13 protein-coding genes are annotated in these 14,879 nt (G+C 61.0%); 4 read left to right on the plus strand and 9 right to left on the minus strand.

Translation table 11 applies throughout. From position 1 onward, the window contains the following. Window positions 1–42: 42 nt before the first annotated feature. The gene (gene ptrR / locus QMK55_RS20935; protein WP_320329890.1) at window positions 43–936 is read left to right on the plus strand and encodes a putrescine utilization regulator PtrR; all 894 of its coding nucleotides are present in this window, start codon (window positions 43–45) and stop codon (window positions 934–936) included. A gap of 142 nt (window positions 937–1,078) precedes the next feature. Next, on the plus strand, window positions 1,079–1,207 hold the full coding sequence (locus QMK55_RS20940; protein ID WP_003184145.1) for a PA1414 family protein: 129 nt from the start codon (window positions 1,079–1,081) through the stop codon (window positions 1,205–1,207). Window positions 1,208–1,344: 137 nt separating this feature from the next. Here the strand turns inward: QMK55_RS20940 and QMK55_RS20945 are convergent, their stop codons facing one another. The 6 genes from QMK55_RS20945 to speB all read right to left on the minus strand — a co-directional run bounded on the left by QMK55_RS20945 (window position 1,345) and on the right by speB (window position 7,213). Next, window positions 1,345–1,593 (minus strand): acyl carrier protein, encoded by a 249-nt coding sequence (locus QMK55_RS20945; protein WP_320329891.1) that lies wholly within the window; start codon window positions 1,591–1,593, stop codon window positions 1,345–1,347. Window positions 1,594–1,635: 42 nt separating this feature from the next. Next, the gene (locus QMK55_RS20950; RefSeq protein WP_320329892.1) at window positions 1,636–2,361 is read right to left on the minus strand and encodes an MBL fold metallo-hydrolase; all 726 of its coding nucleotides are present in this window, start codon (window positions 2,359–2,361) and stop codon (window positions 1,636–1,638) included. Window positions 2,362–2,446: 85 nt separating this feature from the next. After that, the gene (locus QMK55_RS20955; protein ID WP_102354148.1) at window positions 2,447–3,826 is read right to left on the minus strand and encodes a sodium:solute symporter; all 1,380 of its coding nucleotides are present in this window, start codon (window positions 3,824–3,826) and stop codon (window positions 2,447–2,449) included. A gap of 168 nt (window positions 3,827–3,994) precedes the next feature. Then, window positions 3,995–5,509, minus strand: a complete 1,515-nt coding sequence (locus tag QMK55_RS20960; protein ID WP_320329893.1) for a cytosine permease — start codon at window positions 5,507–5,509, stop codon at window positions 3,995–3,997. Between the two features lie 311 nt (window positions 5,510–5,820). Then, a complete protein-coding gene (locus tag QMK55_RS20965; RefSeq protein WP_102354146.1) occupies window positions 5,821–6,252 on the minus strand; it encodes a YybH family protein in 432 nt (143 codons plus the stop codon). 10 nt (window positions 6,253–6,262) lie between these two features. Further along, entirely contained in the window at window positions 6,263–7,213 is a 951-nt protein-coding gene (speB, locus tag QMK55_RS20970; protein ID WP_003222717.1) for an agmatinase, read from the minus strand. A 296-nt stretch (window positions 7,214–7,509) separates the two neighbouring features. Here speB and QMK55_RS20975 point away from each other — a divergent pair, with 296 nt between their 5' ends. Next, window positions 7,510–8,403, plus strand: coding sequence for a LysR family transcriptional regulator (locus QMK55_RS20975; protein WP_007956593.1), 894 nt, complete (start codon window positions 7,510–7,512; stop codon window positions 8,401–8,403). 18 nt (window positions 8,404–8,421) lie between these two features. After that, entirely contained in the window at window positions 8,422–9,018 is a 597-nt protein-coding gene (locus QMK55_RS20980) for a tRNA-uridine aminocarboxypropyltransferase (protein ID WP_320329894.1), read from the plus strand. A 34-nt stretch (window positions 9,019–9,052) separates the two neighbouring features. Here the strand turns inward: QMK55_RS20980 and QMK55_RS20985 are convergent, their stop codons facing one another. The 3 genes from QMK55_RS20985 to QMK55_RS20995 form a co-directional block, all read right to left on the minus strand. Beyond that, window positions 9,053–10,414 (minus strand): HlyD family type I secretion periplasmic adaptor subunit, encoded by a 1,362-nt coding sequence (locus tag QMK55_RS20985; protein ID WP_102354143.1) that lies wholly within the window; start codon window positions 10,412–10,414, stop codon window positions 9,053–9,055. 298 nt (window positions 10,415–10,712) lie between these two features. Beyond that, window positions 10,713–12,872 carry a type I secretion system permease/ATPase gene (locus QMK55_RS20990; protein WP_102354142.1) on the minus strand — a complete coding sequence of 720 codons (2,160 nt, stop codon included), beginning with the start codon at window positions 12,870–12,872 and terminating at the stop codon, window positions 10,713–10,715. Between the two features lie 151 nt (window positions 12,873–13,023). Further along, on the minus strand, window positions 13,024–14,382 hold the full coding sequence (locus tag QMK55_RS20995) for a TolC family outer membrane protein (RefSeq protein WP_102354141.1): 1,359 nt from the start codon (window positions 14,380–14,382) through the stop codon (window positions 13,024–13,026). Window positions 14,383–14,879 lie beyond the last annotated feature (497 nt).

Here is a 14,879-nt window from a genome sequence, read left to right on the forward strand (position 1 = left end):
TTGAATAATATTGATTAACTTGTTCTGTTATGGAGAAAAGTCGTGGAGTTCAGCCAATTGCGGATCTTTCAGGCGGTGGCCGAGGAAGGTTCGATCACCCGCGCCGCCGAGCGCTTGCACCGGGTGCCATCCAACCTGTCGACCCGGCTCAAGCAGTTGGAAGAGCAATTGGGTGTAGAACTGTTCGTCCGCGAGCGTCAGCGGTTGCAGTTGTCGCCTGCAGGAAAAGTCCTGCTGGACTACACCGGTAAACTGTTTGCTCTGCGCGATCAGGCCAGTGCGGCGGTGATGGGCGGGCAACCGGCGGGGGATTTCGTCCTCGGCACGCTGTACAGCACGGCGGCGATCCATTTGCCGGCGTTGCTGGCGCGCTATCACAAGCAATACCCGGCGGTGAACCTGCAAGTGCAGTCAGGGCCCAGCGGTGAGTTGCTCGAAGGTCTGGTCTCCGGGCGCCTCGATGCGGCGCTGGTGGACGGCCCGCCGCTGCTGGCGGGCATCGACGGCGTGCCGTTGTGCGACGAGCGTCTGGTGCTGATCAGCGAGGCCGATCATCCGCCGATCCGTAGCGCCAAGGAGGTCGAGGGCAGGGCGGTGTTCACTTTCCGTCACGGTTGCGCCTACCGCGCACGGCTGGAGGCGTGGTTTGTCCATTATCAGGCGGCGATGGGTCGGGCAATGGAGATCGAGTCCTATCAGGGCATGCTCGCCTGCGTGATTGCCGGCAGCGGCGTGGCGCTGATGTCGGAGTCGATGCTCGCCAGTCTGCCGGGGCGCGAAAGCGTTGCGGTGCACCCGTTGGCCGAGCCGTTTGCCAGTGCGACAACGTGGCTCATGTGGCGCAAGGGCATGGTCGGGGCCAACCTCAATGCCTGGATTGAACAGCAGCAGGCGCTCTATCCCGTGGCATCGAATGAAAGCCGGCAGACGGCATGAACCAACCGATCGGAATTCTGTTCAATTCAGTAACAGATCATTGCGGATTTGACCGAGCATTGCGTAGGACTTCGGACTATTATCAGTGCGAAGCGGCCTCAGAATTCCGGCCGCTCAGCACTACCCTGAAGGGGGCATGACGATGAAAGAGAAAATTCAGAACTGGCTGCACGATTTGGGTGTTGCCCTCGGCTTGATCGAACCGCCTCTGCAACCCGTACCGATCCGCACCGATGACGAACAGCGCCGGCGTCAGCCTCGCCGGCGGTAGTGCTCAATTAAAAGATCAAAAGATCGCAGCCCTCGGCAGCTCCTACAGAGAAAAGTGTAGGAGCTGCCGAAGGCTGCGATCTTTTGCTTTTGTGGCGAGGGGATTTAGCAACACGAGTGCAGTATTTATAACCCTTCTCAGTGTCGCGCGATCATCAGCAGAAATCGGCTCAGATCATTCGCCGTCCTGGCGGTCTTGAGCATGTGATCTTCTTCGGCGGTGAAGGCCGTCAGTCCGAATTCATCTTCCAGATGGAAGATCAGATCCTCGATATCCGCCGTTTCCAGCCCTAGTTGCACCAGGCTGGTGTTGTCATTGAATTCGCAGGCTTCCAGCAGACGCCGGATGTAGCGGTGTACCGCGGCACGCACGGCAGCTCTTCTCATGGCAGATGTATTCGTTGTTGTTTTGACTGATTACAGCAGGCCTCAAGCGTGCCCGCGCAACCATTCGTCAATCATCGAGCGCAAATGCCCGCCGGAAAAACTGCCGAAATGCCCGCCATGCACCGTGCGGATCGGCAGCGCCTGCAAGCGCCGCAGACTGGCAGCGTAGTCTTTCAGGTTGGAGTGGTAGGCGTCCTCGATCAGCGGCCCGTCGTAGATGATGTCGCCGCTGAACAGGGTTTCAGTCGCCGCCTCATACAAGCTGATCCCGCCTGGCGAATGCCCCGGTGTGTGCAGCACCTGCAGCGTGCGGTTGCCCAGATCGAGCACATCGCCGTCTTCGACAAACCCGGTGGCCGGCGCGGCCTTGACCCGGTATTCGGCGTAGCACAACGGGCAGTCCGGGTGCGCCTCGAACATGTCGTCACCGACGAAGGCACGGCTTAGATCGTTTTCACCGTCCGGCGCGGCGAGTATGTCCGCCTCGGCGCGATGCACCAGGCGTTCGGCGAATTCGTGATGGCCGGCAATGTGGTCGAAATGGCAATGACTGGCCACCGCCACCAGTGGACGCTCGGTGATCCACGGTAACTGCTCGCGCAGGCTCACCAGTCCCGAGCCACTGTCGAGCAGCAGATCTTTGTCGCGGCCCTGGATGTGCCACAAATTGCAGCGGTAGAACGGGCGGATGTACGGCTCATGGATCAGTCGGATGCCGTCGCTCAAACTCAGAACTTCGAACCACTGATCGCGGGAAACAATCTTCATCAATCATTTTCTCCAGACGAAAAAAACGGGTGTGGCAACCGACGCCACACCCGTCGAAGAAAGCATCAAGTCGTTACATCAGAGCTTAGATCGCGCTCGCCACCGTCGCAGGACGACGGGAGAACAGGCTGACCACCACAAAACTGATCAGGCCCACAGCCAGGCTGTAGTAGATCGGGGTGTTGGCGTCCAGACCGTCCTTGAACATGAACAGCAGCGCCGTGGCGAAACCCAGGCCCATGCTCGCAATGGCGCCGGCAGTGGTCGCGCGTTTCCAGAAGATCGCACCCATCAGCGGGATCAGCATGCCGCCGACCAACAGGTTGTAGGCCAGAGTCAGGGCGCTGATCACGTCATTCACCACCAGCGCGATGCCCAGTACGACAACACCGGTGAGCAGGGTGAACAGGCGGTTGATGGCCAGGCTCGATTGTTTGCCGCCACGCAGTTTCGGCAGCAGGTCTTCAGTCAGAGTAGTGGCAGCGGCGAGCAGGCCGGCGCTGGCGGTGGACATCATGGCAGCGAGTGCAGCAGCGATCACCAGGCCACGGATGCCGTCCGGCAGCGACAGTTTGACGATGGCGGCGAAGGCGTTGTTGACGTTGTCCAGATCCGGGATCAGCACGTGCGCGGCCATGCCGATCAGTGCGCAGGCCAGGCCGTAGACGATGCAGTAGATGCCCGCGATACTGCCGGCGTACTGGGCGACTTTGGCGGTCTTGACGGTGAACACCCGTTGCCAGATGTCCTGACCGATCAGGATGCCGAAGAAGTAGATCATGAAGTAGGTGATGATCGTGTCCCAGCCGATGGTGGTGAAGCTGAAGGCGGTCGCCGGCAGTTTCAGCACCAGTTCGTCCCAGCCGCCAACGCGGTACAGGCAGATCGGCAACAGGATGAACATCAGGCCCACGGTCTTGATGATGAACTGGACGATGTCGGTCAGGGTCAGCGACCACATGCCGCCGATGGCCGAGTAGACCACCACCACACCGCCGCCGAGCAATACCGAGACCCAGAACGGCAGGCCGAACAGCACTTGCAGCACGGTGCCGATCGCCAGGATCGAGGTCACGCCGATCATCAGTGCGTAGGCCAGCATGATCGCCGCGCTCGCCGAGCGGGCCATCGGGTTGTAGCGTTTTTCCAGGACCTGGGTAACGGTGTAGATCTTCAGTTTCAGCAGCGGTTTGGCGAGGAACAGGTTCAGCGCAACGATGCCGCAACCCAGTGCCGCGCAGAGCCAGAAGCCGGAGATGCCGTGGACGTAGCCCAAGCGCACGGTGCCGACGGTGGACGCGCCACCGAGCACGGTCGCGGCCATGGTGCCCATGTACAGGCTCGGGCCCAGATTACGTCCGGCGACCAGAAAGTCCTCGTTGGTCTTGGCCTTGCGCATGCCGAAGTAGCCGAGCAAGAGCATGCCGGCGGCGTAGATGAGGACGACGAATAAATCCAAAGCCATGATGGCGTGTCTCCGATTGTCTTTTTTATGGTGAAACAAATTTGGTTCTGAGTTGCTGCCCTTGTGGGAGCGGGCTTGCTCGCGAAGGCGTCGGCACATTCAAAAAGTGATGTGACTGACAGATCGCTTTCGCGAGCAAGCCTGCTCCCACAGGGGTTGTGTGTTTCTTCAGGCCGCCTGGCGCAGTGCCGATTTGGCCGGTGCTGATGCGCCTTGGCTGCGCGCATCCTGCGGCCCGAACACTTCTCGCGGTTCCGGGAACAGGCTCAGCAGCGTCAGGTACACCACCGACGCCAGACCCAGGGTCACCGGCAAGCTGATGTCGATACCGCCGGCTATTTCACCCAGCGGGCCGACGAACTGCCCCGGCAGATTGACGAAGCACAGGCCGACCGCCGCGCTCGGGATCCATGCACCCAAACCGCGCCAGTTCCAGCCGTGGCTGAACCAGTAGCGTCCGCCCTGTTCGCCGCGAGTGAACACTTGCAGGTCATCCGGGCAGTAGAAACCGCGACGCACCAGCAGACCGATGATCATGATCACCATCCATGGCGTGGTGCAGGTGATGATCAGTACGGCGAAGGTCGAAACGCTTTGCACCAGGTTCGCCGCGAAGCGTCCGATGAAGATGAAGGCAATCGACAGCACGCCGATCAGCAGCGTTGCCTTGACCCGCGACAGCACCCGTGGGAACACGCTGGACATGTCCAGCCCGGTGCCATACAGCGACGTAGTGCCGGTGGACATGCCGCCGATCACCGCAATCAGACACACCGGCAGGAAAAACCAGCTCGGCGACACCGCCAGCAGACCACCCACATAGTTGTTGGCCGCGATGTAATCCGGCGCCTTGATCGCGACGATGGTCGCGGTGCTCAGGCCGAACAGGAACGGGATGAACGTGGCGATCTGCGACAGCACCACGGCCGCCATGATTCGCTGCTTGGAGGTGTCACGCGGGATGTAGCGCGACCAGTCGCCGAGGAAGGCACCGAAGGAAATCGGATTGCTCATCGCGACCAGCGCAGCCCCGATGAACGCTGCCCAGAAGCCCGGCTGACCGAGGTTCACCGTGCCGGCGTAGTTCACATCGAAAGGACCGGCGAAGGCGAAGATGCCCAGCAGGAATAACAGGCTGGCGCTCCACACCGCGATCTTGTTCACCCACAGCAAAAAGCGGAAGCCGTAGATGCACACGGTCAGCACCAGAATCGCGAACAGACCGTAGGCCAGGCCCAGGGTCAGGTCGGTTTCCGGCAGACCGATCAGGCGTTTTGCACCACCGATCAGCGCATCCCCCGAACTCCACACCGAGAGCGAGAAAAACGCGATAGCGGTCAACAGCGACAGGAACGAGCCGACGATGCGCCCGTGCACGCCGAAATGCGCACCGGACGACACGGCATTGTTGGTGCCATTGAGCGGGCCGAACAGGCCCATCGGTGCGAGGATCAGCGAGCCGAGCAACACGCCCAGCACAATCGCCCAGACACCGGCCTGAAACGACAGACCGAACAGCACCGGGAAACTGCCGAGCACGGCGGTGGCAAAGGTATTCGAACCACCGAAGATCATCCGGAACAGATCCGTCGGGCCAGCGGTGCGTTCGTTGTCCGGGATCTGCTCGACCCCGTGGGTTTCAATTTGCGTAAGGCTTTGGTCGTTGTTGTTGTTGTTATTCATGATCTGCTCCGATCATAAAGGCGCGCTCATCGTGCGTGAGCGTCACCTGTCTTGGATAGGGTCTGCTGACGTTGGGTGGCGAACCGCGTTGCTGCGCCAAAGTGCGCGAGGCAAGGCGCGGGATGCCGCCCATGGTTGTTCCCTTGGCAAATCCCGCAACGCAGCCTCGCGCACTTTGGCGCGCAACCCGAAGGGACGGGACCCATTTGGCGCAGGGCTGCGTTGCTCGGAACTTATTTGGAACAACCAAACTGCGTTCCTCGCGCCTTGCCCTGCGCCAAATGGGTCTCCGTCGCGGTCGTCACCCAACGTCAGCAGACCCTAGGGGATGGCAGCCCTTCCGGCATTGCGGACAAATGTTCATGGCAGGCCAGCCAATGGCCTTGTTGTTCTAGGCTCGACGCTTGTTTCTTGAAAACAATCGTCTCGCGCTCCTGGCTGAAGTGTTGCTCCCCTTGCATGCGCAGCTCGGTGGCCACGTCATGGATAAACACCGCCACGTCACCTTGCAGGCTGACGAAGGCGTTGCTCGAAGTGCACGACAGCACTTCAAAGCCATCCTCGGCGCGCCAGCTGTCCCACAAGGCCTGATAGGCATCGCGCGACAGCAGGGGCTGTTCGAGGGTGTAGAAGACGAAGCTCGCATCGATGCTGAACGCGCCGAAGTAAGCCTCGCGATCATTACGGGCGAAGGCGGACACCAGGTCGGCGGCCGCTTTCAAGACCTGATCACGTTCGTTCATGACCGAACCCTCAGCGGTGGACCACGCCAGGCAGTACGCAGAGCATTTCGTACAGCAGGTTGGCGGCCAGCAGCGAGGTGTTGCCGGTGGTGTCGTAAGCGGGCGAGACTTCTACCAGATCGCAGCCGATCAGGTCGAGGCCCTGACAGCCACGGACGATTTCAATCGCCTGAATGGTCGTCAGACCACCGATCTCCGGGGTGCCGGTGCCCGGCGCCCAGGCCGGGTCGATGCCGTCGATGTCGAAGCTCAGGTACACCGGACCGCCACCGACTTTCTCGCGCACTTCGGCCATCAGCGGTGCCAGCGACTTGTGCCAGCACTCTTCGGCCTGCACCACGCGGAAGCCCTGATCGCGGCTCCAGTTGAAGTCGTCAGCGGTGTAGCCCTGCGCGCGCAGACCAATCTGCACCACGCGGTCGCAGTCCAGAAGACCTTCTTCGACGGCGCGACGGAAGGTAGTACCGTGAGCGATCTTCTCGCCGAACATGTGATCGTTGACGTCAGCGTGTGCATCGATGTGCACCAGACCGACCTTGCCGTGCTTTTTGTGAATTGCCCGCAGGATCGGCAGGGTGATGGTGTGGTCGCCACCCAGGGTCATCGGGATCACGTTGTGCTCGAGGATGTTGTCGTAGGCTTCTTCGATGATGCGCACGGCGTCGAGCAGGTTGAAGGTGTTGATCGCCACGTCACCGATGTCGGCGACCGACAGCGAGTCGAACGGCGCAGCCCCGGTGGCCATGTTGTAAGGGCGGATCATCACCGATTCGGTGCGGATGTCGCGTGGCCCGAAGCGGGTGCCGGGGCGCAGCGAAGTACCGATGTCCAGTGGCACGCCAACAAAGGCTGCGTCCAGGCCGGCAGCAGTCGGAACATGGGGGAGTCGGAGCATGGTGGCGATGCCGCCGAAGCGCGGCATTTCGTTGCCGCCCAGTGGTTGGTGAAGAATCTTGTCCACGGGTAGGGCCTCATCGTCTTTGTTTTATTTATGTCGGCGCGCCGCATTCGCAAGGTCACGGGCACCGCTGTGGCACCGATTCTGCGAAATGTAGTGAGGCGGAAGAATCGCTACGGGCAAATACTTAGTTCAGATTTTTCTAAACTAATGCCAGACTTCCCCCCTACCTGCTCGTTCCCACGCTCGGCGTGGGAATGCATCCACGGACGCTCCGCGTCCAGCCGTAATCGCAGGTGACGCAGAGCGTCACGGGCGGCATTCCCACGCAGAGCGTGGGAACGATCCTTGGAGTAGACATGGCCAACGCTTTACCCGACCTGAAACTATTGCGCATCTTCGTCAGTGTGGTTCGGCATCAGGGCTTCGCCAATGCGCAGCAGGAGCTCAACCTGTCGACCTCGGCGATCAGCACTTACATGAGCCAGCTCGAAGCGGCGCTGGGTCTGGTGCTGTGCCATCGCGGGCGGGGCGGGTTCAGTCTGACCAGCAAGGGTGAACTGTTCCATCAGGAAACCCTGCGCCTGCTGGCCGAACTCGAAGGTTTCGAGCAATACGCCGCCGCGCTCAAGGGTGAATTGCGCGGCACGCTCAACCTCGGGGTGATCGACTCCACCGTCAGCGACAAGGCCTTGCCGTTCGCCGAAGCCATCGGCGCCTACAGCCAGGAACACCCGGCGGTGCATTTGCACTTGTCGGTGATGAGCCCGTACGAACTGCAACTTGGCGTGCAGGACAACCGTCTGGATCTGGCGATCGGCGCGTTCTCCACGCGCATGAGCGGTCTGGTCTACATGCCGCTGTACCGCGAGCAGCACTGGCTGTATTGCAGCAGCCGCCACCCGCTGTTCAACGAGCGACGCATCCCCGAGCAGGTCATCACCCAGCAACGCATGGTCGGCCGGGGTTACTGGAGCCAGGCCGAGCTGGCGCGTCACGGTTTCAAGCACAGCGCCGCCACCGTGGAAAGTATGGAAGCGCAGCTGATTCTGGTGCTGTCTGGCGCCTACATCGGTTACCTGCCGGAACACTACGCCCAGGCTTGGGCCGACAAGGGCGACTTGCGCGTGTTGTTGCCGGCGACCTTCGGTTATCAGGCGCCGTTTTCGATGATCATGCGCCGTGGCCGCAGCCGCGAGCCGCTGATCCAGACTTTCCGTGATCTGCTCAAAGCACAGCTCAATCAGGCTTAGCTTGTAGGGAAAAGAATTATGTCCAGACCTCAATGCCCGCGCTGCCTGCGCCCACAAACCCATTGCCTGTGCCCGCTGATCCCGAGCCTCGACAGCCGCACCCGGGTGTTGCTGTTGCAGCACCCGAGCGAGGTCAATCACGCGCTGAACACGGCGCGACTGGCGGCGCTGGGTTTGACCAATGCCGAGCTGATTGTCGGTGAAGTGTTCGAGGATCTGCCGGCACTGCTCAACCGACCGGGGTATCAGGCGCGCTTGCTGTTTCCCGCCGACGATGCGCAACCGATGCAGGCTTATGGCGAATCAGATGAGCCGCTGTTGCTGGTGGTGCCGGACGGCACGTGGCGCAAGGCGCGCAAGATGCTCCACCTCAATCCGCTGCTGGCGGGGTTGCCACGGGTGACGCTGGCCGCGGGCGGAGTGTCGCGCTATCGGCTGCGCAAGGCGCCGGGGCCGGGTGCGTTGTCGACCATCGAGGCGATCGTGCAGGCGCTGGAAACCCTTGAAGCGCCGACCACGTTTGCGCCGCTGCTCAAACCGTTCGAGGCGTTGATCGAGGGGCAGATTGCGGCGATGGGGGAGGAGACCTTCCAGCGTAATCATGGCGATAGATGATCGTTCCCACGCGGAGCGTGGGAACGATCATTCGCTAGCGCTCGCGCATCGCCTCGGTCCTGGCCTTGAGCACGGGTTTGAGCAGGTAATCGAGGACGCTTTTCTCCCCGGTAATAATGTCCACCGTCGCCACCATCCCCGGGATGATCAGCAGTGGTTTCACATCCCCGCCCAAATGGTTTTTATCGGTCCTGACCTGAATCAGATAGAAACTGTTGCCCTTGTCATCGGTGATGGTGTCGGCGCCGATCAGCTCCAGTTTTGCGCTCAGCCCACCGTAGATCGTGTAGTCATAGGCGCTGAACTTGACCATGGCTTTCTGGCCCGGGTGCAGGAACGCGACGTCCTGTGGACGGACCTTGGCTTCGATCAGCAGGTTGTCTTCCAGCGGCACGATTTCCACCATGTCGCTGCCCGGCTGCACCACGCCGCCGATGGTGTTGACCTTGAGTTGCTTGATCACCCCGTGCACCGGCGAGGTCACGGTGGTGCGGCTGACGCGGTCGTCGATGGCGATGCTCGACGCGGTGATTTTCGACAGGTCGGTGCGTTTCTGATTGAGGTCCTTGGCCGCGTCGGAGCGGAAGGTCTGCTCCGATTCGTCGATCTTGCTCTTGATCTCGTTGATCGCCGATTCCGCCCGGGGGATGGCCAGCGTCGTCGCGTTCAGCGAGCCACGAATCTCCACCGCGCTGCGCTTGAGCCGCAGGATTTCCACTGGCGATACCGCACCAGTGCCAACCAGCGGCGCCGACATGTTCATCTCTTGCTGCAGCAGCGCCAGGCTGGAGCTGTACTGGCCTTGTTTGGAGCGGAATTCCGCCAGCTCCTGGGTTTTCTGCCGCAGCTGTTCGGTGAGGGTACGTTGCTCACTGGCCAGTCGCCGCTGGCGCTGGTCGTACAGTGCCCGTTCGTCTTCGGCGACCTGTGGCGCCTTGGCGATCACCTCGTCAGACAGCTTGAACGGGCGCCCCTCGGCTTCGGCGGAGAGGCGTTCGACTTGCGCGGTCAGGGCGTAACGGTCGGCCTCGCTCTCACCCTTGTTCGACAGGAAGCGCGTGTCATCCAGGCGCAACAGCTTGTCGCCCTTGTTCACCATCTGCCCTTCACGCACGAAAATTTCGGTGACGATCCCGCCCTCAAGGTTCTGGATCACCTGGACCTTGCTCGACGGAATCGCCTTGCCTTCGCCCATAGTCACTTCTTCAAGCACTGCAAACTTGGCCCAGACCAGCGCGCTGATCAGCAGCGCCGCCGCCAGCCACACGGTGATCCGCGACCAGCGCGGCGAGTCCTGCAAAGACGCGCCGGCGGTTTCCGGCATGAACTCGGCTTCGGCGCTTTTGCCGAAACTGTCGAAGTAGCCGCGTGACTTACTACCTGAAGATGCAGACATGGGGCGATACCCCTCAGTTGAGAAACATCAAACTGGATGACCCATCAGTGGCCAGGGACACTAATCTGTGACCAGAGAACTCCCCTGTTGCCATAGAGCCACTCTGTGACCCGATAGCTTCCCTGTTGCCATAGAGCCACTCTGTGACCCGATAGCTTCCCTGTTGCCATAGAGCCTCCCTGTGGTGAGGGGATAAATCCCCTCGCCACAGGTTTTTGTGTAAAGCATGGGTTTGTGTAGTGACACAGCTTTTGTACAAGCCACCGGGTTCGTGAAAACCATCCGTATGTGTACGCCTTTACACCGCCGCCGAGCCGACACGGCCCTTGCGCAGTGCATCGATGACCGCTTCTTTCGGGCCGTCGGCGACGACTCGACCGTTGTCCAGTACCAGCAGTCGGTCCACCAGACTCAGCATCGAGGTGCGATGGGTGACCAGCAGCAGTGTCTTGCCTTGCACCCAGCCGTGGAGCTTCTGGCGCAGCAGGTCTTCGCTGCTGTTGTCCATGGCGCTGGTGGGTTCGTCGAGCAGCATGATCGGCGGGTCGAGCAGCAACGCCCGGGCCAGCAGCACGGCCTGGCGTTGGCCGCCGGAGAGCAGTTGTCCGCGCTCGCCCACCGGGCGGTCGAAACCTTGCGGATGCTGGCGGGCCAGTTCGGTGACACCGGTCAGTTCGGCGACTTCGAGCATGCGCGAATCGCTGATGTAACGTGCGCCGAGGGTCAGGTTGTCGCGCAGGCTGCCGGCCAGCAGCGGCAGGTCGTGGGCGACGTAGCCGATCTGCTGGCGCAGGTCGGCGACATCCAGTTGCCGCAGGTCGAGGCCGTCGAGCAGCAACTGGCCTTCTTCGGGTTCATAGAAGCCCATCACCAATCGCGCAAGGGTGCTTTTGCCTGAACCGCTGCGGCCGATGATGCCGATCCGCTCGCCGGGTTTCATGCTGAAGCTGATGTTGCTCAGCGCCGGTGCATTCTGACCGTTGTAGTGAAAGGTCACGCCGCTGACGTCCAGCGCACCTTGCAGTTGCGTGCGTTCCAGAGGCCGCTGCTTGCCGTCGCGCTCCTGCGGCAGGCCCATCAGCGCATCGGTACTTTTCATAGTCAGTTGCGCTTGCTGATAGCGGGTGATCAGCCCGGCGATCTGCCCCAGCGGCGCCAGTACGCGGCTACCGAGCATGTAGCTGGCGACCAGCGCACCAACGCTGAGGTTGCCGGCGATGATGCTGTAGACCCCGGCAACAATCGTCGCCATCCCGGAAAACTGTTGAATGAACAGTGTGCCGTTGGTCGCCAGCGCCGAGAGGTTGCGCGCATGGCTGTCGAGGCGGGTGAGGGCGCCGTGGGTGCTTTCCCATTTGTGCTGGCGCTCGCTTTCGGCGCTGCAGGCCTTGAGGGTTTCCAGGCCGCCGAGGGTTTCGATCAGCAGCGCCTGACGTTCGGCACCCAGGCTCAGGCTTTTTTGCACGGTGTCACGCAGGCGCACCTGAATGGCCAGGGCAAAAATGATCGTGATCGGAAACGCCAGCAGCGGAATCACCACCAGCCAGCCGCCGAGCAGGCCGATCACCACCAGCATCAACACCACGAAGGGCAGGTCGATCAGGCTGGTCAGGGTCACCGCCGTGAGGAATTCACGCAGGCCCTGAAAGTCATGAATGCTCTGGGCGAAACCACCGATGGTCGCCGGCCGCGCCTTCATCGCCATACCGGTGATGCGTTCAAATAAAGTCGCAGAAAGGATCACATCGGTTTTCTTGCCGGCGGTGTCGAGCAAGTGCGCGCGCACCACTCGCAGCACCAGTTCGAAGCCGGTGCCGATCAACAGGCCGATGGCCAACACCCACAGGGTCGAGGTGGCCTGATTGGGCACCACGCGGTCGTAGGTTTGCATGACGAACAGCGGCACCATCAGGCCCAGCAGGTTGATCAGGAAACTGGCGAGGATCGCGTCGCTGTACAGCCATTTCGACAGCTTCAGGGTGTCGCGAAACCAGGCGTGGACCCGCGGCACCAGCGGGGAGCGCAAGTCTTCGAGTTCGTGGCGCGGACGGGCGAACAAGGCCTGGCCGCTGTAGTGTTCGGCCAACTCTTCACGGCTGACCCATTGCTCGCCGCCATCGGCTTCGCTGGGCAGAATCAGCACCTTGCCGTCGTCGGCGAAACGCCGCAGCACAGCGGTACGCCCATCCTTGAGCAGCAGCAGAATCGGCAGGTTCAGCGCTGAGATGTCTTTCAGTTCTCGTCGCAGCAAACGCGCCTGCAAACCGGCCCGGGCTGCTGCACGGGGCAGCAGATCCAGGCTCAGGCGTTGCTTGTTCAGGGGCAGCCCGGCACTCAGGCTGGCGCGACTGACAGTCGCGCCGTGGAGTTTGCAGAGGATCAACAGACCGTCGAGTAACGGATCATCGAAGCTCAACCGCGGATCGACCCCGGTACTACCGGGTTCCATGCTGGTCATATTGATCGCCTCTGTTGAACGGGCTCAAGTTGATCGTTTGATCGTTCCCACGCTCTGCGTGGGAATGCCTCTAGGGACGCTCTGCGTCCAGTGACGCGGAGCGTCACGGACTGCGTTCCCACGCAGAGCGCGGGAACGATCAACATGGGACTTATTTCAGTTCCGGCAAACGCGCTTCGTTCTTCACCTCGGTCGCAGCGATCGCATCTGCCGGCAGCACGACCCGTTGCTTGCTCAGCAACTGGCCCATGTTCGCCAGCACGCGGTACATCGAATATTCCTCGGTATAGCGGATTTCGGTGTAGCGGCGGTTGGCGTTGTAGAGCTCGTTTTCACTGTCGAGCAAGTCGAGCAGGGTGCGCTGGCCGAGGCCGAACTGATCCTGATAGGCCGCGCGCACACGCTTGGTGGTCTCGGCGTATTCGCGGGCGGTCGGGGTCTGTTTCTTCGCGTTGACCATGGCGTTCCAGGCCAGGTGAATGTTCTCGTTCAACTGACGCAGGGCGTTGTTGCGGATGTCCATCGCCTGGTTGATCTGGTGCGCATCGGACGCCAGACGGGCCTTGTCGCTGCCGCCACGGAACAGGTTGTAGTTCATGATCACGCCCACGCGCCATTCGTTGTCGTGGCCTTCATCACCCTGCACGTTGTTGTTTGCACCGACTGCCGCTTCGGCATCGAAACGTGGATAGAACGGCGACTTGGCGACTTCGTACTGGCTCTCGGCCGACTGCACGTCCGCCTGCGCGGATTTCAGGTACGGGTTGTTCTCGACCATGCTCTGCTGGGCTTCCGGCAGGCTGGTGGGGATCTCGCCGCGAGTCGACGGTGGCGCTTCGAGTTCATCGGGCATGCGCCCGACCACAGCGTAGAAGTTCGATTCGGCGTCGGCCAGATCGACTTCGGCGGTGTCGAGGTTGTTTTGCGCCAGCGCCTTACGGGCCACCGACTGATCGGAGTCGGCGGTGCTGCCGATGCCGCGCTCGGTGCGCAGGCCGATCTGATCGTTGACGCGCAAGTGCGCTTGCAGGTTGTTCTTGGCCAGGGTCACCAGTTCGCGCCGCTTCAGCACTTCGAGGTAAACCTCGATGGTGCGCAGGGCCAGATCCTGGGCGGTACCTTGCGCATAGTAGGCGCGCGAATTGGACACGCCCTTGGTGCGCTCGACCTCGTTGGCGGTGTTGAAACCGTCGAAGATCATTTGCCGCAGCCGCAGTTCCGACTGGGTGTAATTGAGGATTTCGGTGTGATGATTACCGAGGGCCCGGGTGTTGGTGTTGTCGCTGTAGCCACGCCCGTAGGCGGCGTTCAGATCGACGGACGGATAGAAGCCGCCCTTGGCGACTTTCACTTGTTCATCGGCCGACAGTTTGGCATCCACGCGCGAAGCGAGTTCCGGGTGGGTGGCAATGGTGCTTTGAATCGCTTCGGTCAGGTTCATGGCCTGGGCTTGGGAAGTGCAAGCCATGGCCAGCAAAACCGCGCTGCAGAGGGGGGTTAAAACGCGCATGGGGTGCATCTCCCTGGTCCTGATGGTGCGTTACTGTCGCCAAATATTTGACGATATTTTGAGGTGTAAGCGTTTCACTCTTGTAACAACAGAGCTAAGAACATCCTGAAGCGTAGCTAAGAAAAAATTTTCATAAGTCTTATGCCGAAAAAAACTTATGCGCTTGGCAAAATCCGGCACATTGTTCAGGACGAAAGCCTTTGTTTCATGCGCTTTAGGGAGCACAAAAAGGCTTGAGGAAAGTTCCACTCACTTTGCGACATACGGCGAAGTAATGCTGAAGGGGAGGGACGCGTAGCGGCAGATGAGCGACAGATTTTTGTCACTCGGGTGATTCACCACCGTTACGTAGCGTTAGTGGGCCTGCTGCATCGATCAGGATTCTGAAGTGCTTGAAAGCACTGAAGTTTCCTTGTTTGCGCAAACCTGCGAAACGAACTGTCGAGGTGCGAGCGTCACCCCGGCAACCCGATTGAGCCATGGGCTGCTTCGCGAAC

It is taken from the genome of Pseudomonas sp. P8_229 (assembly GCF_034008635.1).
GTDB lineage: Bacteria > Pseudomonadota > Gammaproteobacteria > Pseudomonadales > Pseudomonadaceae > Aquipseudomonas.

What these genes read in the sequence shown, in the direction of transcription:
- QMK55_RS20940 (WP_003184145.1), top strand. Translation starts at nt 1,079, where the DNA reads ATGAAAGAGAAAATTCAGAACTGGCTGCACGATTTGGGTGTTGCCCTC.
- QMK55_RS20945 (WP_320329891.1), bottom strand. Translation starts at nt 1,593, where the DNA reads ATGAGAAGAGCTGCCGTGCGTGCCGCGGTACACCGCTACATCCGGCGT.
- QMK55_RS20950 (WP_320329892.1), bottom strand. Translation starts at nt 2,361, where the DNA reads ATGAAGATTGTTTCCCGCGATCAGTGGTTCGAAGTTCTGAGTTTGAGC.
- QMK55_RS20955 (WP_102354148.1), bottom strand. Translation starts at nt 3,826, where the DNA reads ATGGCTTTGGATTTATTCGTCGTCCTCATCTACGCCGCCGGCATGCTC.
- QMK55_RS20960 (WP_320329893.1), bottom strand. Translation starts at nt 5,509, where the DNA reads ATGAATAACAACAACAACAACGACCAAAGCCTTACGCAAATTGAAACC.
- QMK55_RS20965 (WP_102354146.1), bottom strand. Translation starts at nt 6,252, where the DNA reads ATGAACGAACGTGATCAGGTCTTGAAAGCGGCCGCCGACCTGGTGTCC.
- QMK55_RS20975 (WP_007956593.1), top strand. Translation starts at nt 7,510, where the DNA reads ATGGCCAACGCTTTACCCGACCTGAAACTATTGCGCATCTTCGTCAGT.
- QMK55_RS20980 (WP_320329894.1), top strand. Translation starts at nt 8,422, where the DNA reads ATGTCCAGACCTCAATGCCCGCGCTGCCTGCGCCCACAAACCCATTGC.
- QMK55_RS20985 (WP_102354143.1), bottom strand. Translation starts at nt 10,414, where the DNA reads ATGTCTGCATCTTCAGGTAGTAAGTCACGCGGCTACTTCGACAGTTTC.
- QMK55_RS20990 (WP_102354142.1), bottom strand. Translation starts at nt 12,872, where the DNA reads ATGACCAGCATGGAACCCGGTAGTACCGGGGTCGATCCGCGGTTGAGC.
- QMK55_RS20995 (WP_102354141.1), bottom strand. Translation starts at nt 14,382, where the DNA reads ATGCGCGTTTTAACCCCCCTCTGCAGCGCGGTTTTGCTGGCCATGGCT.